At 73.5% G+C, this 25638-nt stretch carries 26 protein-coding genes; 20 read left to right on the top strand and 6 right to left on the bottom strand.

The annotated features are described in order from the left end of the window. Positions 1-89: 89 nt before the first annotated feature. The 15 genes from ABTZ03_RS33850 to ABTZ03_RS33920 all read left to right on the top strand — a co-directional run bounded on the left by ABTZ03_RS33850 (position 90) and on the right by ABTZ03_RS33920 (position 15187). Complete coding sequence (locus ABTZ03_RS33850; protein WP_350516982.1) at positions 90-1880, top strand: fatty acyl-AMP ligase; 1791 nt, start codon at positions 90-92, stop codon at positions 1878-1880. Further along, positions 1868-7609 (top strand): SDR family NAD(P)-dependent oxidoreductase, encoded by a 5742-nt coding sequence (locus ABTZ03_RS33855; protein WP_350516983.1) that lies wholly within the window; start codon positions 1868-1870, stop codon positions 7607-7609. The genes ABTZ03_RS33850 and ABTZ03_RS33855 overlap by 13 nt, the downstream gene beginning before the upstream one ends. A gap of 91 nt (positions 7610-7700) precedes the next feature. After that, a complete protein-coding gene (locus tag ABTZ03_RS33860) occupies positions 7701-8207 on the top strand; it encodes an SET domain-containing protein-lysine N-methyltransferase (RefSeq protein WP_350516984.1) in 507 nt (168 codons plus the stop codon). Beyond that, on the top strand, positions 8207-8923 hold the full coding sequence (gene fabG, locus ABTZ03_RS33865; RefSeq protein ID WP_350516985.1) for a 3-oxoacyl-ACP reductase FabG: 717 nt from the start codon (positions 8207-8209) through the stop codon (positions 8921-8923). Before ABTZ03_RS33860 ends, fabG begins: the two co-directional genes overlap by 1 nt. Positions 8924-9007: 84 nt before the next feature. Further along, positions 9008-9766, top strand: a complete 759-nt coding sequence (gene fabI, locus ABTZ03_RS33870; RefSeq protein ID WP_350516986.1) for an enoyl-ACP reductase FabI — start codon at positions 9008-9010, stop codon at positions 9764-9766. Between the two features lie 5 nt (positions 9767-9771). After that, positions 9772-10224 carry an FAS1-like dehydratase domain-containing protein gene (locus ABTZ03_RS33875; RefSeq protein WP_350516987.1) on the top strand — a complete coding sequence of 151 codons (453 nt, stop codon included), beginning with the start codon at positions 9772-9774 and terminating at the stop codon, positions 10222-10224. 112 nt (positions 10225-10336) lie between these two features. Then, entirely contained in the window at positions 10337-10861 is a 525-nt protein-coding gene (locus tag ABTZ03_RS33880; protein ID WP_350516988.1) for a hypothetical protein, read from the top strand. A gap of 252 nt (positions 10862-11113) precedes the next feature. Then, complete coding sequence (locus tag ABTZ03_RS33885) at positions 11114-11455, top strand: hypothetical protein (RefSeq protein WP_350516989.1); 342 nt, start codon at positions 11114-11116, stop codon at positions 11453-11455. Beyond that, positions 11379-11909 (top strand): DUF6879 family protein, encoded by a 531-nt coding sequence (locus tag ABTZ03_RS33890; protein WP_350516990.1) that lies wholly within the window; start codon positions 11379-11381, stop codon positions 11907-11909. The genes ABTZ03_RS33885 and ABTZ03_RS33890 overlap by 77 nt, the downstream gene beginning before the upstream one ends. A gap of 30 nt (positions 11910-11939) precedes the next feature. Beyond that, positions 11940-12788 carry a helix-turn-helix domain-containing protein gene (locus ABTZ03_RS33895; protein ID WP_350516991.1) on the top strand — a complete coding sequence of 283 codons (849 nt, stop codon included), beginning with the start codon at positions 11940-11942 and terminating at the stop codon, positions 12786-12788. Between the two features lie 97 nt (positions 12789-12885). After that, positions 12886-13104, top strand: a complete 219-nt coding sequence (locus tag ABTZ03_RS33900; RefSeq protein WP_350516992.1) for a hypothetical protein — start codon at positions 12886-12888, stop codon at positions 13102-13104. Next, positions 13101-13271: a hypothetical protein gene (locus ABTZ03_RS33905; protein WP_350516993.1), complete on the top strand. Its 171-nt coding sequence runs from the start codon at positions 13101-13103 to the stop codon at positions 13269-13271. Before ABTZ03_RS33900 ends, ABTZ03_RS33905 begins: the two co-directional genes overlap by 4 nt. 205 nt (positions 13272-13476) lie before the next feature. Continuing rightward, complete coding sequence (locus ABTZ03_RS33910; RefSeq protein WP_350516994.1) at positions 13477-13689, top strand: hypothetical protein; 213 nt, start codon at positions 13477-13479, stop codon at positions 13687-13689. A 176-nt stretch (positions 13690-13865) separates the two neighbouring features. After that, positions 13866-14012, top strand: a complete 147-nt coding sequence (locus ABTZ03_RS33915; RefSeq protein WP_350516995.1) for a hypothetical protein — start codon at positions 13866-13868, stop codon at positions 14010-14012. Next, a complete protein-coding gene (locus ABTZ03_RS33920; RefSeq protein ID WP_350516996.1) occupies positions 14009-15187 on the top strand; it encodes a methyltransferase domain-containing protein in 1179 nt (392 codons plus the stop codon). Before ABTZ03_RS33915 ends, ABTZ03_RS33920 begins: the two co-directional genes overlap by 4 nt. A gap of 989 nt (positions 15188-16176) precedes the next feature. Here the strand turns inward: ABTZ03_RS33920 and ABTZ03_RS33925 are convergent. Together ABTZ03_RS33925 and ABTZ03_RS33930 are read right to left on the bottom strand one after the other, a co-directional pair. Next, the gene (locus ABTZ03_RS33925; protein WP_350516997.1) at positions 16177-17571 is read right to left on the bottom strand and encodes a DEAD/DEAH box helicase; all 1395 of its coding nucleotides are present in this window, start codon (positions 17569-17571) and stop codon (positions 16177-16179) included. Positions 17572-17793: 222 nt separating this feature from the next. Beyond that, positions 17794-17997, bottom strand: coding sequence for a cold-shock protein (locus tag ABTZ03_RS33930; protein ID WP_030916923.1), 204 nt, complete (start codon positions 17995-17997; stop codon positions 17794-17796). 496 nt (positions 17998-18493) lie between these two features. Between ABTZ03_RS33930 and ABTZ03_RS33935 the strand changes: the two genes are divergently transcribed. Continuing rightward, positions 18494-18715 (top strand): hypothetical protein, encoded by a 222-nt coding sequence (locus tag ABTZ03_RS33935; RefSeq protein ID WP_350516998.1) that lies wholly within the window; start codon positions 18494-18496, stop codon positions 18713-18715. Between the two features lie 190 nt (positions 18716-18905). Here ABTZ03_RS33935 and ABTZ03_RS33940 read toward each other — a convergent pair whose 3' ends face one another. Further along, the gene (locus tag ABTZ03_RS33940; RefSeq protein ID WP_350516999.1) at positions 18906-20432 is read right to left on the bottom strand and encodes an SMI1/KNR4 family protein; all 1527 of its coding nucleotides are present in this window, start codon (positions 20430-20432) and stop codon (positions 18906-18908) included. A 416-nt stretch (positions 20433-20848) separates the two neighbouring features. On the opposite strand from ABTZ03_RS33940, the gene ABTZ03_RS33945 reads away from it, so the two are divergent. Both ABTZ03_RS33945 and ABTZ03_RS33950 read left to right on the top strand, forming a co-directional pair. Further along, a complete protein-coding gene (locus tag ABTZ03_RS33945; protein ID WP_350517000.1) occupies positions 20849-21058 on the top strand; it encodes a cold-shock protein in 210 nt (69 codons plus the stop codon). A gap of 38 nt (positions 21059-21096) precedes the next feature. Beyond that, positions 21097-21315 (top strand): hypothetical protein, encoded by a 219-nt coding sequence (locus ABTZ03_RS33950; protein ID WP_350517001.1) that lies wholly within the window; start codon positions 21097-21099, stop codon positions 21313-21315. A gap of 88 nt (positions 21316-21403) precedes the next feature. Here ABTZ03_RS33950 and ABTZ03_RS33955 read toward each other — a convergent pair whose 3' ends face one another. Beyond that, complete coding sequence (locus ABTZ03_RS33955; protein ID WP_350517002.1) at positions 21404-23662, bottom strand: multicopper oxidase family protein; 2259 nt, start codon at positions 23660-23662, stop codon at positions 21404-21406. 130 nt (positions 23663-23792) lie between these two features. Continuing rightward, complete coding sequence (locus ABTZ03_RS33960; RefSeq protein ID WP_350517005.1) at positions 23793-24011, bottom strand: hypothetical protein; 219 nt, start codon at positions 24009-24011, stop codon at positions 23793-23795. On the opposite strand from ABTZ03_RS33960, the gene ABTZ03_RS33965 reads away from it, so the two are divergent. Then, a complete protein-coding gene (locus ABTZ03_RS33965) occupies positions 23907-24140 on the top strand; it encodes a hypothetical protein (protein WP_350517006.1) in 234 nt (77 codons plus the stop codon). The genes ABTZ03_RS33960 and ABTZ03_RS33965 overlap by 105 nt on opposite strands. Here ABTZ03_RS33965 and ABTZ03_RS33970 read toward each other — a convergent pair. Beyond that, positions 24137-24763 (bottom strand): TetR/AcrR family transcriptional regulator, encoded by a 627-nt coding sequence (locus ABTZ03_RS33970; protein ID WP_350517003.1) that lies wholly within the window; start codon positions 24761-24763, stop codon positions 24137-24139. The two genes, ABTZ03_RS33965 and ABTZ03_RS33970, sit on opposite strands and share 4 nt — an antisense overlap. Positions 24764-24874: 111 nt before the next feature. Between ABTZ03_RS33970 and ABTZ03_RS33975 the strand changes: the two genes are divergently transcribed. Next, positions 24875-25543 carry a hypothetical protein gene (locus tag ABTZ03_RS33975; RefSeq protein WP_350517004.1) on the top strand — a complete coding sequence of 223 codons (669 nt, stop codon included), beginning with the start codon at positions 24875-24877 and terminating at the stop codon, positions 25541-25543. Positions 25544-25638: the final 95 nt, after the last annotated feature.

A 25638-nucleotide genomic window follows, 5' to 3' on the forward strand; every position in this document is an offset into this window, starting at 1 on the left:
CGGCCGCCACCGCCCGCGCGCCGGCCCGCCCGCGCGTCACCGCCGCGCCCGGGCGGACCCCGGCCCCGTACGAAAGAGGCACCACCACCATGTCCGAGACCGCGGCCACCGCCGCCGCCCGTCGCGACCTGCCGAACGCCGTCCGGCACTGGGCCGCCACCCGGGGAACGGCGCCGGCGCTGACCTTCGTCGACCACGGGACCGACCGCCGGGGCGTCGCCACCACCCTCGACTACGCCGGGCTGGACCGCCGGGCCGTCGCCGTCGCCGCCGCGCTGGCCGCGCACTGCCGCCCCGGGGACCGGGTCGCGCTGTGCGCGCCGCACGGCCTCGACTACCTGGTCGGCTTCCTGGGCTGCCTGTACGCCCGCGCCGTCGCCGTCCCGCTGTACGCCCCGGAGCCGTACCGCGGCAACGACCGGCTGGAGGCCGTGCTGCGCGACAGCGCCCCGGCCTGTGTGCTGACCACCCGGGACGCCGCGCCTGCCGTCACCGCCCTGGCCCGGGCTGTCCGGGGCGCCGGGACGGTCGTCCTCGGCATCGACGAACTGCCTCTTTTAGTAGGCGAGTTGACGGCTCCGGGCCCGGACGACCAGGCCGGGCCCGACGACACGGCCTACCTCCAGTACACCTCCGGCTCCACCCGGGCCCCGCGCGGGGTGCTCGTCAGCAACGCCAACCTGGTCGCCGCCGCCCGGCAGAGCGCCGAACAGTCCGGGCTCACCGAACGGGACGTCGTCGTCTCCTGGCTGCCCTACTTCCACGACATGGGCCTGATCACCGGCGTCGCGATGCCGCTCGTCACCGGCGCCCACGCCGTCCACCTGACCCCGCTGGCCTTCGTCCAACAGCCCCTGCGCTGGCTGCGGTTGATCAGCGACCACCGGGGCACCTGGACCGCCGCCCCCAACTTCGCCCTCGACCTGTGCGTGCGCCGGACCACCCCCGAGCAGCGGGCCGGGCTGCGTCTGGACAGCCTCCACACCCTGTGCAACGGCAGCGAGCAGGTCCACTCCGAGAGCGTCCGCGCCTTCGCCGAGGCCTTCGCCCCCAGCGGCTTCGCGGCCTCCGGCCACGCCCCCGGCTACGGACTCGCCGAGGCCACCCTCGGCGTCACCTCCGCCGTCGGCGGCGCCACCGTCCTGCCGTTCGACCGGCCCGCACTGGTCGACGGCCTGGCCCGGCCCTGCCCGCCGGACGCCCCCGACGCCTGGTGGCTGGTCGGCTGCGGCACCCCGCTGCCCGGGGTGGACGTCCGCATCGCCGACCCCGCCGACGGACGGGAGCTGGCCGACGACCGGGTCGGCGAGATCTGGGTGAGCGGCCCCAACGTCGCCCACGGCTACTGGCAGCGCCCCGAGGAGACCCGCCGCACCTTCGGCGCCGTCCTCACCGGCCCCGACGGCCGCCGCAGCGCACCCCACTGGCTGCGCACCGGAGACCTCGGCTTCCGGCACGGCGGCGAACTGTACGTCACCGGACGGATCAAGGACCTGGTGATCGTGGACGGCCGTAACCACTACCCCGCCGACATCGAGGCCACCGCCAGGGCCGCGCTCGACGCCCTGCCCGCCCCGGCCCCGGTGGTCTCCGCCGTCGCCGCCTTCCCGGTGATCGACGGCGGCGGCGAACACCTCGCGGTGGCCGTCGAACTGCGCCGCCCGCCGGAGCACCCGGTCGCGGTCACCCGCGACCAGGCGGTGCGCGCCGTGCGCCGCGCCGTCGGCGAGCAGCACGGCGTCGAGCCCCGGGAGGTGGTCTTCCTACGGGCCGGGACCATGCCCCGGACCAGCAGCGGCAAGGTCCGGCGGCACGCCTGCGCGGAGGGCCACCGGCTGGGAACCCTGGACCACCTGGAGACGGACCGGTGGACGTCTTGATCGAGGAGCACACGGTGAACGGACAGGCCGCCACGGGCACGGGTGCGGGTGCGGGTGCGGGTACGGGTACGGGCGCGGGACCGGACGAGGCGACGGTGCGCGACTGGCTGGTCGACTGGCTCGCGGACCGCCTCGGCCTCGCCGCGACGGACGTCCCGACCGACCAGCCGCTGGCCGGACTCGGCCTCACCTCGCGCGGGGTGGTGGAACTCTCCGGCGCCCTGGAGGAACTGCTCGACCGGGCGCTCTCGCCCGCCCTGCTCTACGAGGCGCCGACGGTCGAGGCGCTCGCCCGCCGGCTCACCCGGCCGGACGGGCAGGCGGCCGCCGGGGCTCCGGCTTCCGTGGCGTCCCCGGCCCCCACCGCCGCCGAACCCGTCGCCGTGATCGGCCTCGGGCTGCGCCTGCCCGGCGGCGCCGCCGACCCGGACGGCTTCTGGGACCTGCTCGCCCACGGCCGCGACGCCATCGGCGAGGCCCCGCCCGGCCGTTGGGAACTCCTCGGCGCCCTCGACCCGGCCGCCCGCGCCGTCCTGGACCGCACCCCCTCCCGCGGCGGCTACCTCACCGACGACCCGGCCGCCTTCGACCCCGCCTTCTTCGGCATGTCCGACCGCGAGGCCGCCGCCACCGACCCGCAGCAGCGCCTCATGCTCGAAGTGGCCTGGCAGGCCCTGGAACACGCCGGCATCCCGCCGCGCTCGCTCGCCCGCACCCGCACCGGCGTGTTCGTCGGCGCCTCCGTCTCCGACTACGGCGCCGCCCAGATGGCCGAGCTGTCCGGCATCGACGCCTGGACCGGCGCCGGCTCGGCCCTCGCCGTCATCGCCAACCGGGTCTCCTACACGCTCGGCCTGCGCGGCCCCAGCCTGGTCGTGGACACCGCCTGCTCCTCCTCGCTGGTCGCCGTCCACCAGGCCGTCCAGAGCCTGCGCTCCGGCGAGAGCGAACTCGCCCTGGCCGGCGGCGTCAACCTGCTGCTCTCCCCGTCCGTCACGGTCAACTTCGAAGAGGCCGGCGTGATGGCCGCCGACGGCCGCTGCAAGACCTTCGCCGCCGACGCCGACGGGTACGGCCGGGCCGAGGGCTGCGGTGTCGTCGTCCTCAAGACCCTCTCCGCCGCCCGCCGCGACGGCGACCGGGTGCTCGCCGTGCTGAGCGGCAGCGCCGTCAACCAGGACGGCGCCTCCAACGGACTGCTCGCCCCCAACCCGGAGGCCCAGCAGGAGCTGCTGCGCACCGCCCTGGCCGCCGCCGGCCTCACCGGGCCGGACGTCGACTACGTCGAGGCCCACGGCACCGGCACCGCCCTCGGCGACCCGGTCGAGGCCTCCGCGCTCGCCGCCGTCCTGCTCGACGGGCGCGACCGCGACCTGCTCATCGGCTCCGTCAAGACCAACCTCGGGCACCTGGAGGCGGCCGCCGGCGTTGCCGGCCTGATCAAGGTCGTGCTCGCCCTCGGCCGGGACACCCTGCCCGCCAGCCTCCACTTCGACCGCCCCAACCCGCTGATCCCCTTCGACCGGCTGCCGCTGCGGGTGGTCACCGCCGCCACCCCCTGGCCGCGCACCGACCGGCCCCGCCGGGCCGGGGTGAGCAGCTTCGGCTTCGGCGGCACCAACGCCCACGTCATCGTCGAGGAGTCGCCCGACCCCGCCCCGCCGTCCGCCCCCTCCGGACCCGAGGCGCCCGAGGGCGCCGGCGTCCACCTGGTGCCGGTCTCGGCCGGCTCGCCGGAAGCGCTGGCCGAGCGGCTGCGCCGACTGACGGACTGGCTGGCCGGCCCCGGCGCCGATGTTCCGCTGCCGGACCTCGCGCACACCCTCGCCGTGCGCCGCCCGCACGAGCCGCAGAGGCTCGCCGTGCCCGCCCGCGACGCCCGCGAACTGCGGCGGGCCCTCGCCGACCACCTGGCCGGCGCCGCCGTACCGGGCCTCGCGGTATCCGGCCCCGCCGCCCCCGGCCCCGCTCAGGGGCGGGCCGGCGCACCCGCCGGGCCCGTCTGGCTGTTCTCCGGCCAGGGCTCCCAGTGGGCCGGGATGGGCCGCGCCCTGTACGACACCGCGCCCGCCTTCCGCCGGGCCGTCGAGGAGCTGGAACCGCTGGTCGCCGCCGAGTCCGGGTTCTCGCTGCACGCGGTGCTGCGGGCCGACACCGTGCCCGCCGAGGTCTCCGTCGTCCAGCCGTTGATCTTCGCCGTGCAACTCGGCCTCGCCGCGCTCTGGCGCGCCCACGGGGTGCGCCCGGCCGCCGTCGTCGGCCACTCGATGGGCGAAGTCGCGGCCGCCGTGGTGGCCGGTGCGCTCGGCGTCGAGGACGCCGCCCGGGTCGTCTGCCGGCGCTCGCGGCTGCTGCTGAAGGTCGCAGGGCGGGGCGCCATGGCGGTGGTCGAGAGCCCCGCCGAGGAGGTCGCGGCCCGGCTGGCCCGGACCGTCCCCGACGGCTCGGTGACCGTCGCCGTCGTCCCCGGCGACCACTCCACCGTCGTGGCCGGCGACCCGGCCGGGATCGACGCCCTCCGGGACGCCTACGCCGCCGACGGCATCGACACCCGTCCGGTCCAGGTGGACGTCGCCTCCCACTCACCGCAGATGGACGACCTGCTGCCGCTGCTCCGCGCCGAACTCGACGGCCTGACACCCCGCCGGCCCGAGCTGCCGTTCTTCTCCACCGTCGCCGGACGGCTCGGCACCGAACCCGCCTGCGACGCCGCGTACTGGTGCGACAACCTGCGGGCGCCGGTGCACTTCGCCGCCGCCGTCCGCGCGGCCCGGCAGGCCGGGTACGGCGTGTTCGTCGAACTCAGCGGGCACCCGGTGCTGACCCGGGACACCGCCGCCACGCTGGACGGCGAGGGCGGGGTGCTGGTCACCGGGACGCTGCTGCGCGACCGCGACCCGTACCGCAGCTTCCTCGCCGCGCTCGGCCGGCTGTACTGCCACGGACTCGCCCCCGACTGGCGGCGGTTCACCCCCGGCGGGCCGCCCACCGACCCGCCGGGCATGGCCTGGCGGCGGACCCGGCACTGGACCACCGTCCGGGCCGCGCTCCCCGCCCCGGCTCCGGCTCCCGTCGCGGAGCTCCCGGCGGGCGTCCCCGAGGGCCCGCTCGGACCGGTCACCACCCCCGCAGCCTGGCCCGGCACCCGGCTCTGGCAGCCCGCGCCGGACCGGCCCGCACTCCGGCCGTTGCGCGAACACCTGCTGTACGGAGCCGAGTTGGTGCCACTGGCCGGCTACGCCTGGCTCGCGCTGACCGCCGCCCGGGAAGCCGGGCTGGCGGCCCCCGAGGTCCGCGACCTCACCGTGCACCAGCCGCTCGTCCTCGACGGCGCGGTCCGCGCCCTCCAACTCACCCTCCGCCCGGCGGAGGACGGCACCGCGCCCGCCGCCTTCGACGTCCACTCCCAGGACGCCGAGGGGCACTGGCACCGCCACGCCTCCGCCCGGGTGCACGAGGACCCGTACGCCCTGGACCTGGATGTGACGGACCCGGACGCGACGGACCCGAGCGCGGTGGGCCGAGGCGAACCGCTGGACGCCGCCGCCCACTACACCGCCCTGGCCGCCGCCGGGCTGGTGCACGGCCCCGCGCTCCGCGCGCTGGGCGCGCTGCGCTCCCGGCCGGGTGCCGTCCTGGCCGACGCGCTGCCGGGGCTCCCGGCCGACGGGGTCGCCGCCCTCGACGCCGCGTTCCAGGCGCTGCCCGCCGCGCTCCCGCCCGGCGGCACGGGCGGCACCGGCGGGTGGACGGTGGTCGGCCTCGACGGCCTGGCCGTCCGCCCGGACCGCGTGACCGGGCCGCTGACCGTCCGGGCGCGGGTCACCGGGGACCCGGACGGACCGGCCCTGCTCGCCGAACTCGACTGGTACCGGGGCGGTTCGGCGGTCGCCAGGGCGCGCGGGGTGCGGGTGCGCCGGGTGGACACCGGGCCGGTACGAGTGCCCGCCGGGTGGCTGCACACGGTGGAGTGGCGGCCGGCGCCGCTGACGGCGGACACCCCGGCCGGCCGGGCGGACGGCACGCCCGAGGGGCCGGTGCTGCTGGTCGGCGGCGGCGCGGTCGCCGACGCCCTCGCCGCTCTGCTGCGCGACCGGGGCACCGACTGCCGGACCACTGACTGCCGGACCACCGACGGACGGATCGCCGACGGACAGAGCACGGACGGCCAGATCACCGACGCCCTGACCGACGACGTCCGGCACGTCGTCCACCTGCCCGTGCCCGGCGGACCGGCCCCGGACGCGGCCGTGCGGCTGACCGCCGACGCCGCCCGGCTGGTCCGCGCGGTGGCCGGGGCGGGCCGGGCCCGGCTGTGGATCGTCACCACCCACGCCCAGCAGCCCGGTTCCGACACCCCCCTGGACCCGGCGCACGCCGCGCTCTGGGGGCTCGGCCGCAGCGCCGCACTGGAGCACCCCGACGCCTGGGGCGGCCTGGTCGACCTGGCCGCGCCCGCCGGCCCCGAGGACGCGGTGCGGGCCGCCCGCGCCCTCGCCGCCGAACTGGCCGCCGCCCCCGGCACGGGCACCCAGAGCGCCCACCGCGCCGGGACCAGGTACGCCCCGCGGCTCGCCGCCCGCCCGGACGCCGCGCGCGGCGCCGCCGTGCGCCTCGACCCGGACGGCAGCCACCTGGTCGTCGGCGCCACCGGCCGGACCGGGCCCGCCGTACTCGACCGGCTCGCCGCGCTCGGCGCCCGGCACCTGGTGCTGGTCTCCCGCCGGGGCGCCGCCGGTGCGGCGGGCCCGGTCGCGGCGACCCTCGAACGGCTGCGGGCCGCGGGCGTCACCGTGCACGAGGTGGCCGCCGACGTCACCGACGAGGCCGCCATGCGCGCCCTGTTCGCGCGCTTCGGCACCGGACTCCCGCCGCTGCGCGGCGTGGTCCAGGCCGCCTTCGCCGAGGACGTCGCCCCGATCGCCGAGCTCACCCCGGAGCGGGTCGCGGCGGTGCTGCGGCCGAAGGTCCACGGCACCGACGTCCTGCACCGGCTGACGGCCGACCACCCGGTGGAGCACTTCGTCTGTTTCTCCTCGACCACCGGCCTGCTGGGCTCCCAGGGGCTGGCCCACTACGCCGCCGCGAGCTGCTGGCTGGACGCGCTGGTCCAGGAACGCCACCGCGCCGGCCGGCCCGCCCTGGCGGTCGCCTGGGGACCGTGGCGGGACGGACTGGACGCCGCCCTCCACCCGCCGATCACCGCCACCGGCATGCGGCTGATGACGGGTGCGACGGCCGCCGCCGCCCTGGACCGCGCGCTCGCCGGGGGCCGGACCCAGCTGGTCGTCGCCGACGCCGACTGGTCCGCGGTGGCCGCCGCCTACGGCCTGCGCACGCCCGTCCCGCTGCTGGCCGACCACCACGCCCCGGACCCGGACTCCGGACCGGACCTGAACCCCCACCCGGCCGCCCCCGCAGAGCAGGACGTCCTCGCGCTGCTCGAAGCGGCCCCGACGGCCCAGCGGCGCCGGGAGATCGTCGTCGGCCACGTCCAGGCCGCCGTGGCCCGGGCGTTGGCCATCGACCCGCCGCAGGCCCTCGACCCGGACGCGGACTACCACGCCTTCGGCCTGGACTCGCTGATGAGCATGACCGTCCTGCGCCGCCTCAAGGTGCTGGCCCCGGGCCTGAAACCGTCCGCCGTCAGCCTCCACCGGACGGTCGCCGAGCTGGCCGACGCGGTGCTGCGGCACCGCGACTCCACCGCCACCGCCACCGACGGCTGACGGCCACGCCGCCCCGGCGTCCCGCCGCCCCCCGCGTCCCGCAGCCCCCCGCACCACCACCCGAGTCTTCCAGCACAGAAGGGAACCACCGTTGTCCGAGAACGCCTTCCTCGTGGTCCAGGACCGTCCCTACGGCGCCGGCGTCGTCGCCGCCCGCGCGCTCGCCGAGGGCGAGGTCATCGCCGACCTCCGGCACTGCGTGACCGCCGACACCCCGTCGATCTACACCATCGACGTCGGCGACCGGCACATCGACGGGCCGCAGGTCCGCTACCTCAACCACTCCTGCGCGCCGAACGTGTACGTGGACGCGGAGCGGCTGGAGGCCCGGGCCCTGCGGCCGGTCGCGGTGGGGGAGGAGCTGGCCTTCTTCTACCCGTCGACCGAGTGGGACATGGTCGGCCCCTTCGAGTGCCTCTGCGGGGCCGCCGACTGCCTGGGCACCATCGCCGGCGCCCGCGCCGCCGCCCCGGAGGCGCTGCGCCGCCACGCGCTGAACCGGCACGTCGCCGAGCGCCTCGCCGAGCACGTCGCCGAGCGCGTCGAGGCGCGGCAGGCGACGGTCGGGGCACGGCAGGCGACGGTCGGGGCCGCCTGATGGACCGCCCCCCGGCCCGCTCCTGCCTGGTCGTCGGCGGCAACCGGGGCATCGGCCGCGCCATCGCCGAGGAACTGCTGGCGGACGGCGAGCGGGTCGCCGTCACCCACCGCGCGGGAGACGCCCCCGAGGGCGCCCTCGCCGTGCACTGCGACGTGACCGACTCCGCCGGGGTCGACGCCGCGTTCCGGACGGTGGAGGCCGCGCACGGCCCGGTGGAGGTGCTCGTGGTCAACGCGGGCATCGTCCAGGACCGGCTGCTCGCCACGATGTCCGAACGCTCCTTCGCCGAGGTGCTGGACACCAACCTCACCGGCGCCTACCGGGTGGTCAAGCGCGCCACCCGGGGCATGCTGCGCCTGGGCCGGGGGCGGATCGTGCTGATGTCCTCGGTGGTCGCCCTGCAGGGCTCCACCGGGCAGGCCAACTACGCCGCGTCGAAGGCGGGCCTGATCGGGTTCGGGCGCAGCCTGGCCCGGGAGTTGGGGCCCCGGAACGTCACCGTGAACATCGTGGCGCCCGGACTGGTCGACACCGACATGACGCACGGGCTGTCGCAGGAGCTGCGGGAGCAGTACGTCCGGCAGATCCCGCTCGGCCGGACGGCGGCGCCGGTCGAGGTCGCCCGGGTGGTCCGCTTCCTGGTCTCGCCGGACGCCGGCTACGTCACCGGCGCGCTCGTCCCGGTGGACGGCGGCTCCTCGATGGGTCACTGACGGCCGCACCCCGCCAACCTCCCCTACGCCAACCCCCCTACCTCCCAAGAACCTTGTACACCCCATGCACCGAGCGGAGAACCGATGGGCATCCTCGACGGCCGGCGCCTGCTGATCACCGGCGTCCTCACCCCGGCCTCGATCGCCTTCCACGTCGCGCGCGTCGCCCAAGAGCAGGGCGCCCGGGTGGTCCTCACCGCGCACGGCCGGCCGAGCCTGGTCCGGCGGGTCGCCCAGCGGCTGCCCGAACCGCCGCCGGTGGTCGAACTGGACGTCACCGACGCCGGACAGCTCGACTCGCTGGCCGAGCGGGTCGGCACGCACCTGGACGGCCTGGACGGCGTGCTGCACTCGATCGGGTACGCGCCGCCGTCGGCGCTGGGCGGTAACTTCCTGAGCACGCCGTGGGACGACGTCGCGACCGCCGTCCACGTCTCGACCTATTCGCTCAAGGCGCTGACCACGGCGGCCCTGCCGTTGATGGGCCCGGGCGGCTCGGTGGTCGGGCTGGACTTCGACGCGTCACGGGCCTGGTCCGGCTACGACTGGATGGGCGTGGCCAAGGCCGGCCTGGAGTCCTGCGCCCGGTACCTGGCCCAGGAGTTGGGGCCGCGCGGGATCCGGGTCAACCTGGTGGCGGCCGGGCCGCTGGCGACCACCGCCGCGCGCGGCGTGCCGGGCTTCGACGGGCACGGCTGGGACGAGGCCGCCCCGCTCGGCTGGGACGCGGCGGACGCCGCGCCGACCGCGCGGGCCTGTGCCGTCCTGCTGTCGGACTGGCTGTCGGCCACCACGGGCGAGATCGTCCACGTGGACGGCGGCGCCCACGCGGTCGGCCGCTGACCGCCGTGGCACTCAACCGGGCCTATCTGAACCGGGTGTTCGCCGCCCCGGAGCCGTTCCTGGTGACCCGCGCGGCGGTCCGTTCCTTCGCGGCGGCCATCGGCGACCCGAACCCGCTCTACCGCGACCCGGCCGCCGCCCGGGCCGCCGGCCACCCGGACCTGCCGGCGCCGCCGACCTTCGCCGCGCTGGTCGCGGGGGAGGCGTACTGGCAGCTGCTGGCGGACCCGGAGTTCGGCCTCCCCCCGGAGGGCGCGGTCCACGCGGCGCAGTGGTTCGGCTTCGAGCGGGCGCTGCGGGCCGGCGACGAACTGACCGCCGAGGCCGTCCCGGAACTGATGGACTGTCAGGGCGGCCGGGAGCGCGTGGTGTTCCTGACCGCGATCGACGACCCGACCGGCGCCCGGCTGGCCACCGTCCGGACCACGCTGATCGGTCCGGCCCCCGAACCGGACTGACCGGCCCCCGCCGGTCGTCGGGTGCCGGGCCGCACCCCCGCCGGGGACAATGGGTGTTCGAACCGTCACACGAAAGGACCGTGCCATCCTCACGCTCATCCTCGCCTGCGACGTGCTCTTCTGGGTCCTGCTGGTGGCCGGCCTGGCGGCCCGCTACGCGGCGGGTATGCCCCGGCTCGGCGGGCTGCTGCTGTTCTGCGTCCCGCTGATCGACGTGGTGCTGCTGGCGACCACCGTGCTGAGCATCCGCGACGGCGCCGAACCGACGGTCTGGCACGGTCTGTCGGCGGCCTACCTCGGCATCACGGTGGTCTACGGACATCGGACGATCCGCTGGGCCGACGCCAAGTTCGCCCGCCGCTACGCCGAGAACCCGCCGCCCCCGCCGCCGAAGCTCTACGGCCGGGCCGCCGTCGCGGACGCGTGGCTGGGCTGGCTGCGCTTCCTGCTGGCCTACGGGATCAGCGTCGGCCTGATCTTCGGCCTGGTGGCCCTGGTCGGCGGCCTCGACCGGGGAGCCCCCCTGCTGGTCTGGCTCAACCCCCTCACCAAGGTCCTGATCTACAGCCTGATCTGGCCGATCGTCACCACCCTCTGGCCCGGCCGCGCCCCGACCGACCCCGCCGACCCCCGCTGACCGCCCCGGCGGATCCCGTGGCTTGTCCGGGATGTTGCACTTGATCCGACCGTCGCAGGAATCCAGCACCGCCCGGTCGGACGGATCGCAGCAGCTCTGCTTCCCGAACGCGGGAACGACCTCGCCGTGCGGTGCCGCTACAGAAGGCGAGGATCGCGTCTACCAAGCTGGCGGTTCGTCAAAAAACGAAACGCCTGACAAGGCGACCCCGAACGCTAGATGCTGGTGGTTACGTCAACTCCGGACGCAAGTATGCGCAAGCCACTGACTCGGGAGGTAGCCGTGGGCCTAAAGTTCTTCGGAATCGACCCTGAGACCAACGAGGAAGGCTCGCCCACTGTCTGGGCGGACGTGACTCAGGGTCGGCTCGTGATCCAGAGCGACACCGTCACCGGGACCGAGCTCGCGGAGATCAACGGGACTGAATGGGTCGCCGGCCACGAGGTCGGCGTACCGGTCCACGAGTCCGTGATCACCATCCCCGCGCGGATGATCCCGTTCATCAGGGAGGCTTGCGATGCAATCGAACATGCCGGACTTCAGGACGCTGCTCCGGGGGGCGAAGAAGTCGGCCGTGCATCTGGAGATGCGTGACCAGTACAGCGTCGCCGACGAGACCGAGCAGTTCGCCGCGTGGAAGGCCGGGCACCGCTACTCTCTGGAGAACCGGGCTGAGTGGTGGCACCCGTTCCACGACTTCGTGGTGGAGACCATCGCCCGTGGGGTGACCATCCGACGCGCGCGGATCGTGTCGGAGCCCGTCACCGAGTACATCCGCTACGAGCACTCCCACACATTCACCAACATCGCGGCCGGCGAGCAGATCCGATGGCTTCCCCGCAGCCGCGCGCTGGACATCGCGCTGCCGGGTGCCGACTTCTGGTTGTTCGACAGCAGGATTGTGCGATTCAACCTGTTCACCGGCGATGGCGAGTGGGCCGACCCCCGGAACGTGATGACGGAGGACCCGACCACAGCGGATCTGTGCACGAACGCTTTCGAAGCGGTGTGGGAACGGGCAGTTCCGCACGAGGACTTCAAGGTCTGAGCCCGCTCCGATCCACCAGGTAGACAGCAGATGTCAACGTCGCCATCGTCCAGCGTCGTCGCAGCACGGAAGGCCATCGCCGACCAACTGGTCGAGCTTCGCAAGGACGCCGGGCTCAAAGGGGGTGAGCTGTCCACCCTGTGCGGCTGGGATCCGGCCAAGACATCTCGCATCCAGTCCGGCAAGGTGGCTCCGTCCGAGGCCGACATACGGGCCTGGTGTACCGCGTGCGGGGCCGCCGACCAGATCCCGGACCTTATCGCGGCCTCCCGCGCTGCTGATTCGATGTACCAGGAGTGGCGACGCCGGAACAGCTCCGGCATGAGGCTCGCCCAAGAGAAGGTCATCAGCGACTACGAGCGCACGAGGCACTTCCGGATCTACGTCTCAAACGTGCTCCCCGGCTTCTTCCAGACCGCTGAGTACGCGACGGCGCTCTTGCAGTCCATCACTGACTTCCAGGGCACCCCGAACGATGTCGCGGCGGCGGTACCGGCTCGGCTCGCGCGGGCGCAGCTGATGTACACGGGGGGACGCCGCTTCGCCGTCCTGATCGAGGAGTGGGTGCTGCGCACCAGGATCGGCAGCGCAGAGGACATGGCCGCTCAACTCGGCCACCTGCTGACTCTGATGTCGCTGCCGTCCGTCTCTGTTGGGATCATCCCGGCCGGCCGCCCGCGGACCATCTGGCCGCTTGAGGCCTTCTACCTCTTCGACGATCAGCGGGTGGCGGTGGAGACCCTGACGGCGAAGGTCAACGTGTTCCAGCCCCGGGAGATCACGGACTACACCCGGGCCTTCATGGGTCTGTCCGGCATGGCCGTGTACGGGACGAAGGCAAGGGCACTGATTGCCGCTGCTATCGCCTCGTTGGAGTGACGTCCCGCAAGAAGTCGCAAGTTCGTTGAGCGCGCTGTAGCCGACTCCCTACGGTCTATCACGCACCCCCGCCGCCACGGCGAAGGAGGACGGACCGATGGCGAGACGCAATCCCAAGCGTGAGTACCGCGAGGCCGTGACCGGCCTCTCGAAGTTCGAACGACAGCGGCTCCCGGCCGGCTGGAGTCCGCTGGACGACTACCGGGCGGCCCGGGCCGCCGAGCGGGCCCCGAGTGTGGGGATGCTCCTCCAGATCGCGGCTGTGCGCTCCGTCTGCTCCTGCGTCGGCTGCGAGGCCCGGAGGAGGGCGGCGTGAACAACGTGATCGAGGGCGACCCGGTCCGCCACCGCACGGACGGCTGGACCGGTGTCGTCGCCGAAACCCCGAGCAGGCTCGCCAACCACGCCTGGGTGAACCGGGACAGCTCCGGGGACCCATACCCGGAACTGGTGCTCCTGACCGAGTTGGAGGTCGCGGATTGAGCAACCCGCCGCTGCCCGTCCCGTTCACGGTCGAGGGAATGGTCGCGGACCGGCCCGACGGCTACCGGCAGGGCACCTGCCACCCGATCTGTGACGACGGCATCACCCGCGCCCGCGGCCCCCCGCCGCATTGCCGCGCTGCGGGCCGCGCTCCACAACCACCCGGCGCTGACCGCCCCGCACCAGAACCAGGAGGACGGAAACGATGCCGCGTGAGCCGCTCCCCGCGACCTCGCAGGAACCGGCCGACGACAGCCAGGCCGTTGCGGTCCCGGCCCTCAGGCCCGCCGAGTCGCCGACGATGAGGCGGCTGCGCGAGGCCACCCGCGAGCCGGAACGGAACACCGTGGACCGGCAGGCGCCCCTGGGGCTGGCGCACACGGTCTGCGTCCCGGTCCGGAGCGACCCAGACGACTGATCCCGAACACCATGTCCCGCGCCTGGGCGGGACATCCCCGGACCGTGGTCAAGCACGCCCGGGGAGCCACGCGCCGTACGCCGTAAGGGTGTTCGGCGTGCCGTCCGGAACTCCACCGGACCAGCTGTTCCGACGGGCGACCACCCGCCGGCCGATACCAGCACGGAGGTACGGAGATGGGCAAGCGCGGCAGCGGAAGCGGCGACGGCAAGGGCGGCAAGCAGCAGGACGACAGCAACAAGGGCTCCGGGCACGGCGGGGGCGGCTCGGACGAGGGCGGCAACACCTCCGACGGCCAGAACCCGGCGGGCGGCGGTCGGTGACCGGCGAGACGCACAGGGAGGCGGGCCCCCAGGGGCTCGCCTCCGCGCTGGTGGCCAGCGGCGCGCTCTCCTCGGACTGGCTCCCCTCCTTCAAGGCCGTGCCCCGCGAACTGTTCGTCCCGGACCGCATCTGGCCGGGCATCGCGGACGGCACCCGGCAGAACCCCGCCGTCTACCGGTCCAAGGACCCCCGGGCCTGGCAGCGGGCCGTCTACTCGGACATCCCGCTGACCACGCAGTGGGACGACGGCGACCACGAGGGCGACGGCCTCGGCACGACCCCCAGCTCGTCCAACTCCATGCCCACGATGGTCCTTTCCATGCTCCGCGACCTGGATGTCCGTCCGGGTGACCGGGTGCTGGAGATCGGCACGGGCACCGGATGGAACGCGGGCCTGCTCGCCCACCGCCTCGGGAACCCGAACGTCGTGTCCGTCGAATACGACCCGGACGTAGCCCGCGGTGCCCGGGAGAACCTGGAGCGGGCCGGACTCGCCCCGACCGTGGTCGAGGGCGACGGCCAGAGGGGCTGGCCCCAGGGCGCCCCCTACGACCGCATCATCGCCACCTGCTCCCTGCTGGAGATCCCCGCGGCCTGGCTGGAGCAGTCGGCCCCCGGCGCGGTGATCGTCGCCCCGTTCGGCACCGAGTACGGCGGGGAGCAGATCGCCCGCCTCACCGTGAACGACGACGGCACCCGCGCGAGCGGCCGCTTCACCGGCGGCTCCGCGTTCATGCGGCTGCGCCAACAGCGCACCGAGCGGCCGGTGTTCGACGAGTACCTGCACGGGGTGCCGTGGCCGGCCGACGGCGTCAGGACCATGACCGCGCTGTCCCCGTGGGACACCGGGAAGTGGTTCCAGCAGTTCGTCATCGGGCTTGCCGTGCCGGGCGCGTTCTGGCGGGCGGAACGCTATGACAACGACGCCTACACGCTGTGGCTCCACAGCCGCGACAAGAAGTCGTGGGCGTCCGCCGACTACGAGCGCGACCGAGTCGAGTACGAGGTCTACCAGTCCGGCCCCCGCAACCTGTGGGACGAGGTGGAGGCCGCCTACCGCTGGTGGGACGACCACGGCCGCCCCGGCTTCGACCGCTTCGGCCTCACCGTCACCCCCGAGCGCCACACCGCCTGGCTAGACACCCCCGACAACCCCGTCCCCACAAGGGACTGACCCGCCCTGTCCCGGCCGACCTGGGGAAGAACGGCGAGGACGGGCCCCCCACACGGAGTGCACGTGACCGAACCGCCGGTCCCGCGCGAAGTCAGAGTGAGGATCGTCCCGGCCGACGGCTACGAGCTCGAAATCGAGGACGCACTGTCCCACCCGTACGTGCCGGCAGCCGACATCGACACCCACTTCGACCGCGTCATCGCCGACGAGGTCCGCCGCGAGCTGTTCATCCCCGACGACACCCCGCTCGTCCTGGTCATCACGGACGCCGACGGCCGGACCACCCGCACCGAACACCCGCCGAACCCCGCCAGACACCGACCGACGGAAGAACCCCGCCTGCACCCATCCCGAGGCACCCCTGCCCACCCGCACCCCGCCGTCCTCGACCTCCCCGGCGGCGGGCCCTCTCTTCGTCCTAGCCCCTACAGGAGCACGCCATGTGGGCCACCACCGAGCAGGACTGGCAGGCCATGCTCAGGACACTCGTCATCGCTGCGCTTCCGGCCATCGCGCAACGGCACAAGTCCGGTGTCAGCGTCCGGAGGCTCGCGATCGTATACGGCTGTGACCCGCACTGGCTCCACAATCAGCTGATCAAGGCCGGGAACCGCATCCGACCGCTTGAAGAGCGGTCGGCCTTCGCCACACACCCTTGCCGTGGGCACCTATCAGCCTGCCGAGATGGACGCCGATGCCCTGACTGAACGGGTCGGTGCACAGGCCGGAGCAACAGCACCGGCCGGTCGGGCAGACGGTACCGCAGGAGCCCCAGTTGTCGGGGTCGCTGCTGAGGTCGAAGCACGTTCCGCCGCAGCAGGTGGTCCGGTGCAGGACGTCGCACCCGTGCGCGTAGACCCATCAACGGCCGGTGCGGTCCTTGCAGTTCAGGTGGCAGAACGCGTCGGTCCGGCAGGTGGTGGGGCACCACGGTGGCGCGGCCGTCAACTGTGCAGGGCGTCGCCGGTTCCCGACGTCGTGCGCCGGTCCTACGACGGCTGTCCGTTGCCCGACCGGGGCGAGCTGCCGCGCGAGCCGTCGGCGGTCAGCCGGGCGCGGCCGGCGGGGGCGGGGCGGCCGGGACGGTTCCGACCGGTGGACCGGTTGTGGCGGGGCCGCTCGACGACGGGGTCGGGGATCGTGACGGGCACGCCGGTGGGGACCCGGGCGCCGGTGATCCGGGTGAGTTCCCCGTCGCCGGCCCGGACCCTGGTGGTGACGGGGGTGATGCCGGCCGCGGTCATCATCCGGTCCATCCCGCGGCGCTGGCCGGGGAGGACCAGGGTGACGACGGTGCCGGACTCGCCGGCCCGGGCGGTGCGTCCGCCGCGGTGCAGGTAGTCCTTGTGGTCGGCCGGCGGGTCCAGGTTGACGACCAGGTCGAGGCCGTCGACGTGGATGCCCCGGGCGGCGACGTCGGTCGCGACGAGCGCGGCCACCTGCCCGGTGCGGAACTGCTCCAGGGTGCGGGTGCGCTGCGGTTGGGACTTGCCCCCGTGCAGGGCCGCGGCCTTCACGCCGCTCGCGAGCAGGTTCTCGACCAGGCGGTCCGCGCCCTGCTTGGTGTCGATGAACATGATCACCCGGCCGTCGCGGGAGGCGATGTGGGCGATCGTGGCGTTCTTGTCGGAGTTCTGCACGTGCAGCACGTGGTGCTCCATGGTGCTGACCGCCCCCGCGGAGGGGTCCACCGAGTGGGTGACCGGGTCCTTCAGGAAGCGCCGCACCAGGCTGTCGACGTTGCGGTCCAGGGTGGCCGAGAACAGCATCGTCTGGCCGCCTTCGGCGACCTGTTCGAGGAGGGCGGTGACCTCCGGCAGGAAGCCCAGGTCGGTCATCTGGTCGGCCTCGTCGAGGACGGTGACGGCGACCCGGTCCAGTCGGCAGAGCCTGCGCTCGATCAGGTCCCCCAGCCGGCCGGGCGTGGCCACCACGATCTCCGCGCCACGGTTCAGCACCTGCGCCTGGCGGCGGACCGGCACCCCTCCGACCACGGTGGCCATCCGCAGCCGCATCGCGTGGACGTACGGGGTGAGGGCTTCGGTGACCTGCTGCGCCAGCTCACGGGTGGGGACCAGGATCAGCGCGACCGGAGACCGCGGCGCGGCCTCCTGCCCGGCGATGCCGGCCAGCACGGCGAGGCCGAACGCGAGCGTCTTGCCGGAGCCGGTGCGGCCCCGTCCCAGCACGTCGCGGCCGGCCAGCGAGTTCGGCAGCGTCGCGGCCTGGATCGGGAAGGGGGCGGTGACGCCCCGCCGCGTCAGGACCCGCAGCAGTTCCTCGGGCATGTCCAGCTCGTCGAAGGACTCGACGGGGGGCAGCCCCGGCACGGTGCACGTCGGCACCGCGAACTCCCGATGCGGAGGACGGCTGGAACGGTTCATGCGGAGGCCCTCCTCGGGACGGCAGGTGACGTACGTCGGCGCTCACCGGGAGAGCGGGAGCGGAGAACCCTGAACCGTGGACCGCCAGGGCGTGGCGCCGTGCGTTACAGCCTGTCGGCGCGTGGTGACGCATAGACGCAAAGACGCAAAGAGGCCCGCACCGGGCATCAAGTGCGCGGTGCGGGCCCCCTCGTTGCCACGTGGTTGCCGTGGCAATGGGAACTACAGCGGGCGAATGTTCTCGGCCTGCGGGCCCTTCTGGCCCTGCGTGACGTCGAACTCGACCTTCTGGCCCTCGAGCAGCTCGCGGAAACCGCTGGCGTTGATGTTCGAGTAGTGGGCGAAGACGTCCGGGCCGCCACCCTCCTGCTCGATGAAGCCGAAGCCCTTTTCCGCGTTGAACCACTTCACGGTGCCATTAGCCATGTAAAAAATCTCCTTCAAGGGACCTTCCGACACTCGCACGATTACGAGTACCGAGTCACCGCGATGAGTGCCCGCCCGGAAAGGATCCGGAAAACAAAAATGCGCCCGCAGAAATCAGCAGGCGCACACAAAGTTCATGGGAACCACTACTGCAACTGCCTCGACTGTAGCAGCTCCGAGCCCGCTGTGGTGGGACATTTCCACCCCGGTTTCGGCGGAGGTCGCCGCCCGCGCCGTCGGGCCGGTCCTGGCCGGTGCGGTCCGGTACGCCAATGATCTTTCCGCACCGGGCAGTTGGTCCGGCGGCGCGCGGCCGCCCGGTGCGCCCCCTGGCGCGGCCGCCGACCCGTGGTGGTCCTTCGGGCCCGCGCTCCCGGGGGGAGTCTGGGGGGAGTCCGGGGGAGTGCCGTCCGACACGTCCGGCATTTCGGGCATCCCTGATCCCGGGCCGTCCGAAATGGTTGTCCCCGGCGTTCCACGGCGCATACTGGCGTGGATGAGAAAACCTGAAGCAGTCCGCCGGCACCTGCCCACCAGTCCCTTCAAGGCCAAGGTCGAAGCGCCGCGCAAGCACTTCGCCCTCGGCGACCGCGTCACCCACGACGCCTACGGCCTCGGTCGGGTCATCGGCGTCGAAGGCGAAGCCGCGGTACTGGTCGACTTCGGGTCGCGCCAGGAACGCATCACCGAGCCGTTCACCGGGATGTTCAACCTCTGACCCGACCGCCGCAGGCCCCCGCCGAGGTTCCGTCCGGCCGGGGCCCCACGCGGCTGCCTGCTCGGCGGCGGCTGACCGGCGCCGACCTCGTCGAGCACGATCTCGTCGAGCACGATCTCGCCGAGCCGCTTCTCCTGCCGCATCGGTCGCCGGACTTCGCCTTCGGAACCCGTGCCGCCGGCTTTCTGCTTCATCCGGAGAGGTGGTAGGCGGTGGAGGTGTCGACGCCGAGGGCGGTGAGCAGGTCGAGGGCGGCGGTGAGGGACGGGGCTCCGGCGATGCGAGCGGCGGCGAGACGGCCGGGGAGACGGTCGGCGGCGATCAGGGCTGCCCACTGGGTGGCGGAGAGGGCCAGGTAGCGCAGGCCGGGGAGGTCGGCCAGCAACGCCAAGTCCGGGGTGGTACAGCGGGACAGGTCCAGGGACTGCAGCGCGGGCAGGGTGCGCAGCGGGGCGAGGCCGGTCGGGGTCTCGGAGGCGACGGCGAGCGAGGCGAGCTGCGGGTGGCCGGTGAGCGGGGTGAGGTCGGCCTCGGCGGCGAGGCCGACGGTCAGGTCCTCGACGGGGAGCGCGGCCACGGGGGACAGGTCGGTGGTGGCGCAGCGGTTGAGGTGCAGGCGTCGCAGCCGTGTGGTGGCGGAGAGCGGGGCGAGGTCGACGGGTGACGGGGCGTCGTTGAGGTGGATCGCCTGGAGGCCCGGCGCGAGCTGCTCGTCCAGCGCGGAGACCACCAACTTGCGCGCCCTGTCCCCGGCTTGCTGCGGGGTGTGCGGATCGGGCTGCCCCAGGAGCCGGCCGAGCCAGGCGGTGACGGAGGAGGCGACGTAGCGCGGGCCCGTGGTGAAGTCCCGGCCGACCTCGATCACCTGGCCGGGGCGGCCTTCTGCGGCCGGTGCGAGGTCCACGGCGAAGTAGTTGCCGTCGAACCAGGTGGCGAACGGGAGCCAGCCCGGATGCCCCGAGCTACGGCGCACCGTGTTGGGCGGGTCGGCGTCGAAGACCACCTGGCGCCAGCCGAGGCCCCAGCCGAACCAGGTCGGGACGCCGATGTACTCGTCGTGTGCGGCCAGCGCCCTGTCGAGCGACAGCCAGCAGTACCCGCCCAGTGCCTCGCTGCCGCCGTCCCCGTCGGCCTCCAGGTACAGCGCGCGCAGGTCCGGGGGGAGTGCCCGCCCGAGGCGACGCTCCGCGGCGGCGAGCTGTTCCTCGGTGATGGGCGCCGGCAACTGCCGTTCCGAGCTGGAGAGTTCGGCGTCCTGCCGGAGTACGGCCCGCAGCCGCTCGACCGCTTCCGCCGGGTCCCCGGCCGGGCGCGGACCGGACGGTTCCGCGCTGTCGACGGCGCCCGGCTCGGACGGCCGGAAGTCGGGGTCGAGGGTCAGCGTCCAGCCGTCCTCGCGGTGGCCCTCGGGCTCCAGCGCGTCCCGGAACACCACCAGCTCGAAGGCACCGGACGGGCGGCAGGTCAACTCCAGGGCGATGGACTCCCAGCCGTGGCTGTCCCGGAACCGGGACGCCAGCGAGGCGAGGGTCTCGTGCGGGGCCGGCACGCTGAAGTGGGAGCCCGGACGGCTCGGCACCACGTACCCGCTGCCGTACATGCCCGTGCCCCTCCGGCCCCCGTGCGCCCGCAGCACGCACTCCGCCCAGCCCTCCGGCGCCCGCGCGACGATCTCCGCCGTGATCTGCCGCGCCGCCTGTTCCACCGCCAGGTCCATGTCCGCCCCCTCGTCCGTGCTGTTCGGACGATCATGCCAGCAGGCTGTGACAGTGCGATCGGCAGTCGGCAGTCAGCCGCCGCCGAGGGCCCGCCGCTACGGGGTGGCGGCCGATCCGGAGGGAAGCGGGTTCTGCCCGGACTCGGCGATGGGGAACCTCACCCCGGTGAGGTCTTCGGAGACGGCCCACAGCCGCTGCTGGACGGCCACCTCGTACGGCTGCGGGCCGGAGGTGACCAGCCGAAGCAGGCCCCGACCGGAAGCGGCGGTTTCGAGGGGTCTTCGACCGGCTCCGCGAGCCCCGGCGACGCGCGCGGAGGGGACGTCGGCATTACGGTGGGACCGGCAGTCGCCTTTCGGCGACGTATCCGCTGGTCGATCAGTGGGGCGCCGCCCTCACCCCCTCAGGAGGGGCCGTGGCTACAGGCAGGGTCAAGTGGTTCAACGCCGAGAAGGGCTTCGGTTTCATCGAGCAGGACGACGGCGGTGCCGACGTCTTCGTCCACTTCTCGGCGATCGACGCGGGCCCGGGCTCGTTCCGCTCCCTGGAGGAGAACCAGCCGGTGGAGTACGACGTCACCCAGGGCCAGAAGGGCCTGCAGGCGGAGAACGTCAGGCCGCTCTGAGCATCCCGTTCCGTTCACCGATCGGCTGGGAGGACACGATGACCCACAGGCATACGCTGAGCGTGCTCGACTGGCACGACGACGGGTCCTCCACCTCGTCCGTCTGGGTGGTCAGCGCCGACGAGCGCGAATCCGTCCGGGACTTCCTGGGCCGTAACCCGGACATCGAGGGCGTCGTCACCCCGGAACAGGCGGACGAGGCGAAGACGATCACCCGGTCCTGGCTGACCTGCACCAACGGGGACTCCCCGGCCTGACCGGCCGCGATGGGCGGGGCGGCGTGTCCGCCCCGCCCTGGGCGTGTCCTCGGTGCGTCATGGCCTCGGGTGCCAGGGCCCCGGTGGGTCAGGGCGTCGGCGCGTACGGGCGCATCATCTCGTTGTCCTCGTGATCGATGATGTGGCAGTGCCAGACGTAGCCGGGCCCTTCGGTGGGGTCGAAGGGGAAGTGGTTCTCCCCGGGGGCGACGTCCGCCACCCGGGCCGTACTGGGCGCCCAGCGGGCGATCAGCCTGGTCACCTGTCCCGGGTTGGTGTTGACGGTGTCCTTCCAGCCGGCCTCGTTCGGGTCCGGCGGCAGGACCGGGCCGGTCAGGAAGGGGCTGAAGGCGGGGTTGCCGCCGAGCGCGCCGTCGGCGTTCGGGGCGAGGTAGTCGCGGGGCGGCCCGTAGCCGGGGATGATCGTGCCGGGCGGGTAGTCGACCTTGCCGATGGTGCCGTCGCAGAGCTGTCCTTCGTAGGTGCCCCCGGGGAACTCCGCGGCCCAGGCGTTGAGATAGTCGTCGACCTTGATGCACTGCCGGTTGAGGACCTGGAAGCTGACCAGGTGGAGGTGCATGGGGTGGGCGAAGTCGGAGGTGTTGAGGATCTCCCAGATCTCGGTGGCGCCGACGCGCGGCTGTTCGGTCAGCCACAGGCCCTGGCCGTACCGGTCGAGCCGGGAGCCTTCGATCGGTGTGCTGGTGCCGCCGCGCAGGCCGGTCCACATGCTGTTGTTGACCAGCGCGATGATGGTGCCGCAGAGGTTGTCGGGCGGCTGTACCGCGCACGGGACGGTGTCCTGCTCGTTGAGCACGAGTTGGCGGTTGGCGTCCACGTGCACCCCGGGGGCGACCTGGCCGGTTCCTGGGTCGGCGAGCCGCACGATCGGCTCCGGACGCCCGGGACCACCGCGCAACGGCACACCGGACGCCGGGTCGTACGTGGTGTCCCGGCCGGAGAGCGGGAGGGTCACGTCGATGCGCAGGACCTGACCGTCCACGGACGGGTCCGGCTGCGGGCCGAGCGGGAACGAGTGGGCCGCCGTGTTGGTCAGGATCAGTGAGCTGCCGGCGAGCCCGGAGAAGTCGATGATCACATCGGCACGTTCCGCCGGTGCCAGGGTGAGCCGGCGCGGATTCGGCCGGCCGGGGGTGTTGAGCTCCACGGGGGCGTCGAGCAGCGCGGTGTCGGTGCCGATCTGCCAGAACGCGACCGCGGAGGGCGCGTCGGCCCGGTCCGCGTTCGGCGCCTCGGTGAGGCTCATCGACAGGTACCGCGCGTTGCACCCGTTGAGGAAGCGGAAGCGGTAGCGCCGCGGTTCGACGGTGAGCACCGGCCAGGTACGGCCGTTGACCACCATCGCGTCACCCAGGTACGTGGAGATCCAGAACGGGTGCGCCTGCGGGTTCTGCGGCGGGATGACCAGCGCGGCTGCCGGATTCGAGCCGTCGGGGAAGAGCAGCTGTCCATTGGTGTCGAACTGCCGGTCCTGGATGGCGAGTTCGATCTCGTACGGGTCGGCCGGGAGCCCCAGCGGATTGTCCGGGCGGCCGGTGTCGTACCGGTCGCGCACCAGGTAGAAGGCGGCGAGCCCGGCGAACACGTTGAGCCTGGTCACGCCGAGGGCGTGGTCGTGGAACCAGAGGGTGCCCGCCGGTTGGGCGTTCGGGTACTCGTACACGGCCTCGTTCGGCGCCGCCGGGGCGCTCGTGGCGTACCCGGAGCCGCGCTGGCCGGCCGAGGTGAACCAGCCCTGCGGTCCACCGTCGACCGTGGACGGCACTTCGCCGCCGTGCAGGTGCGCGACGGCCGGGACCGGACCGCGGTACGGGTCGAAGGAGCCCATCCGGTCCAGCGGATCGGCCCAGTGCAGGGTCTGGTCGACCGTCAACAGCGGCGCCACCCGTGATCCGCCGTCGACCCCCGGCAGGTTGTTGACGTAGCGGACGGTGGTGGGGCGGTCCTCCCACGCCTCGACGGTGCACCCCGGCCAACTCGCCGGCCGGTCCGCGACCTGGTACCCCCACACCCAGGTGCCGTCGCGGTACGCGTCCGGGTACACCGAGGGCGGCAGCACGTGCTGGGGGAACTCGACGAACGCGGTCGTCATCGAGGACGCGCCGACCCGCTGTCCGCCGAACGTCGGCAGCGGCGTCAGGTACTTGGGGATCTGCGCGCCCGGCAGCGGAGTCTGCTGCTGCAGAACCGACGCCGCGGCCCGTTGCGGGTGGAACAGCCCGTCGAGGGCACTGATGGACGTGGCACCGAGGCATCCCGCGAGCAGTAGTCGCCGACGGCTCAGTCGTGCCGGCTCGAACAGGGCGCCGCTTTCCTTCTCCGACATGGCAGGCCTTTCTGAAGGCGATCCGTCATGCGTCCGCCGATCGATGCCCCCCAGTAGGCTCATTTTGACTACGGAGAGAATATGGGTGATCGCTTTCTGTCGGAGATCGCCGCGCTGCGTACGGAACTTTTCAGTTTCCACATGCCGTGCAGCTGCACAACGGCGGCACGCACATCAGATGATCTGCCTGGCTCAAGCCGCTTCGGGACCACTCCAACCGGTACCGGCGGCCCACCGTTCGGCCGTGGCCATCAACACCGGCCGGCAGGCCCGGTACCGATGTGGACCCCACATGGTCGACCCCGAGCGCGAGGCCACCCAGCGCGTCCCGCAACTCCCCTGCAAGCAGCTCGAACTCCGCCGGCCACTGCGGGCGGTACTCCACCACGGCCACCTGGCCGCGCTCATCGGGAAAGGGCATGCCGCCACACGCTACGCCTCGTTCGAGCGACCCCACAGAGGGCGGGACCACCTCTAGGAGAGCGCCGCGAAGCCGGTGCAGAGCAGGCGCAGGCTCCGCGTGAACTTGTCGTCCTGGCTGATGCGGGGGATCAGGTCGCCCATGACCAAAGGGAATCGCTCGCACAGGTCGGCGTAGAGCTCGGCGGTGACGGGTGGTGGGGAGGACGGCTGGTTCTGCTCCTGGAGGACGAAGCCGGTGACGTGGCTGAGCAGGGTGTCGGCGGCGATTCCGCAGCGCTCGGCGGGCAGTCCGGCGTCGAGGAGGGTGCGCAGCAGGCGTTCCATCAGGGAGAGGGCGCCGGTGCTGAGTCGGCCGGGGCTCTCGGCGAGGAGTTGGGCGCCGCCGGGGTGCTGCTTGATGCTCAGGCGCAGGGCGGTGGCCTGGGCCTCGATGCGGTCCGTCCAGGTTGCGGTGGCCGGGAGCGCGGTCAGGGCTTCGGTGCCGGCGTCGTAGGCCTGGCGGCAGACCCGGTCGGCCATCAGGGCGAGCAGTTCGTCCTTGCCGCGTACGTGGTAGTAGAGGCTGCCCGCGTGGGCGTCGAGCCGGTCGGCGACCTGGCGCATGGACAGGTTCTGGTAGCCGACCTCGGCGAAGACGGCCATGCCCGCGTCGACGATGCGGTCCTTGGTGAGCTTCATGCGGTCCACCGTACAGCGTTTTCCAACGCCGTTCGAAAACTGTGCTAGCTTTGCCCCATCAAGTTTCGAACGGTGTTGGAAAACGCCGGAGTCCGGGGGAGGCGTCCAGTCATGGGGGCGATCGTTTTCAACCTGACCACAGCCGCGCTGATGGTCATGATGGTCAACTGCGGACTGGGCGTCGTCGGTCGCGACACCCTGCGGGGGCGGCCGCTGCCGTGGGCGGCGATCGCCCTGACCGCCGTCGCGGTCGGCGGCGTGCTGCTCCAGCTGGCGTGGTCGGGTGCCATGGACGCGCTGGACGCGGACCCGGCCAAGTCGGGCTGGTGGCGCGAGTTCACCTCGGTGTTCATGCAGAACGGCGGCCTCTTCGGCGGCCTGTGGAACCTCGTCACCCTCGCCGCCGTCGCCGCGCTCGCCCAGTGGTACTGGGGCGGCCCGCTCACGCTCGGCTTCTTCCTCGCCGGCATCGTGCTGCCCGGCCGGATCGACGACCTGCTCGGGTTCGGCGACGGCCCCAGCACCGACCCCCGCAACTTCGCCGGCAGCTCCGGCGCCACCTACTTCCTCGGCGCCACCCTCGCCCTCGCCCTCCTCACCCGCACCCGCCTCCCCAAGGAGATCGCCCTGGCGGCCGGCGTCCCGGTGCTCGGCCTCGCGATGTGGCTCGCCCAGGACAACGGCCACGGGCTGGTCTCCGTCTACGGCTTCGCCCTCGCGGCGGTGGCGTGGGCCGCCCGCCGCCGGCTCCGCCCTGCCGCGGGCCGGGCGGCGGTCTGACCCTCGGCGCCCTCGCGACCGCCCGCGGCGCGATGGGGCCGGCCCGGAGACGACGAAGGGCCCCGACCGGTTGAACCGGTCAGGGCCCTTCGTCG

The organism is Kitasatospora sp. NPDC096077, from assembly GCF_040303245.1.
Lineage (GTDB): Bacteria > Actinomycetota > Actinomycetes > Streptomycetales > Streptomycetaceae > Kitasatospora.

What these genes read in the sequence shown, in the direction of transcription:
- ABTZ03_RS33925 (WP_350516997.1), bottom strand. Translation starts at nt 17,571, where the DNA reads ATGAACCGTTCCAGCCGTCCTCCGCATCGGGAGTTCGCGGTGCCGACG.
- ABTZ03_RS33970 (WP_350517003.1), bottom strand. Translation starts at nt 24,763, where the DNA reads ATGAAGCTCACCAAGGACCGCATCGTCGACGCGGGCATGGCCGTCTTC.
- fabG (WP_350516985.1), top strand. Translation starts at nt 8,207, where the DNA reads ATGGACCGCCCCCCGGCCCGCTCCTGCCTGGTCGTCGGCGGCAACCGG.
- ABTZ03_RS33910 (WP_350516994.1), top strand. Translation starts at nt 13,477, where the DNA reads ATGCCGCGTGAGCCGCTCCCCGCGACCTCGCAGGAACCGGCCGACGAC.
- ABTZ03_RS33850 (WP_350516982.1), top strand. Translation starts at nt 90, where the DNA reads ATGTCCGAGACCGCGGCCACCGCCGCCGCCCGTCGCGACCTGCCGAAC.
- ABTZ03_RS33900 (WP_350516992.1), top strand. Translation starts at nt 12,886, where the DNA reads ATGGCGAGACGCAATCCCAAGCGTGAGTACCGCGAGGCCGTGACCGGC.
- fabI (WP_350516986.1), top strand. Translation starts at nt 9,008, where the DNA reads ATGGGCATCCTCGACGGCCGGCGCCTGCTGATCACCGGCGTCCTCACC.
- ABTZ03_RS33890 (WP_350516990.1), top strand. Translation starts at nt 11,379, where the DNA reads ATGCAATCGAACATGCCGGACTTCAGGACGCTGCTCCGGGGGGCGAAG.
- ABTZ03_RS33955 (WP_350517002.1), bottom strand. Translation starts at nt 23,662, where the DNA reads ATGTCGGAGAAGGAAAGCGGCGCCCTGTTCGAGCCGGCACGACTGAGC.
- ABTZ03_RS33940 (WP_350516999.1), bottom strand. Translation starts at nt 20,432, where the DNA reads ATGGACCTGGCGGTGGAACAGGCGGCGCGGCAGATCACGGCGGAGATC.
- ABTZ03_RS33915 (WP_350516995.1), top strand. Translation starts at nt 13,866, where the DNA reads ATGGGCAAGCGCGGCAGCGGAAGCGGCGACGGCAAGGGCGGCAAGCAG.
- ABTZ03_RS33895 (WP_350516991.1), top strand. Translation starts at nt 11,940, where the DNA reads ATGTCAACGTCGCCATCGTCCAGCGTCGTCGCAGCACGGAAGGCCATC.
- ABTZ03_RS33975 (WP_350517004.1), top strand. Translation starts at nt 24,875, where the DNA reads ATGGGGGCGATCGTTTTCAACCTGACCACAGCCGCGCTGATGGTCATG.
- ABTZ03_RS33930 (WP_030916923.1), bottom strand. Translation starts at nt 17,997, where the DNA reads ATGGCTAATGGCACCGTGAAGTGGTTCAACGCGGAAAAGGGCTTCGGC.
- ABTZ03_RS33885 (WP_350516989.1), top strand. Translation starts at nt 11,114, where the DNA reads ATGCGCAAGCCACTGACTCGGGAGGTAGCCGTGGGCCTAAAGTTCTTC.
- ABTZ03_RS33935 (WP_350516998.1), top strand. Translation starts at nt 18,494, where the DNA reads ATGAGAAAACCTGAAGCAGTCCGCCGGCACCTGCCCACCAGTCCCTTC.
- ABTZ03_RS33950 (WP_350517001.1), top strand. Translation starts at nt 21,097, where the DNA reads ATGACCCACAGGCATACGCTGAGCGTGCTCGACTGGCACGACGACGGG.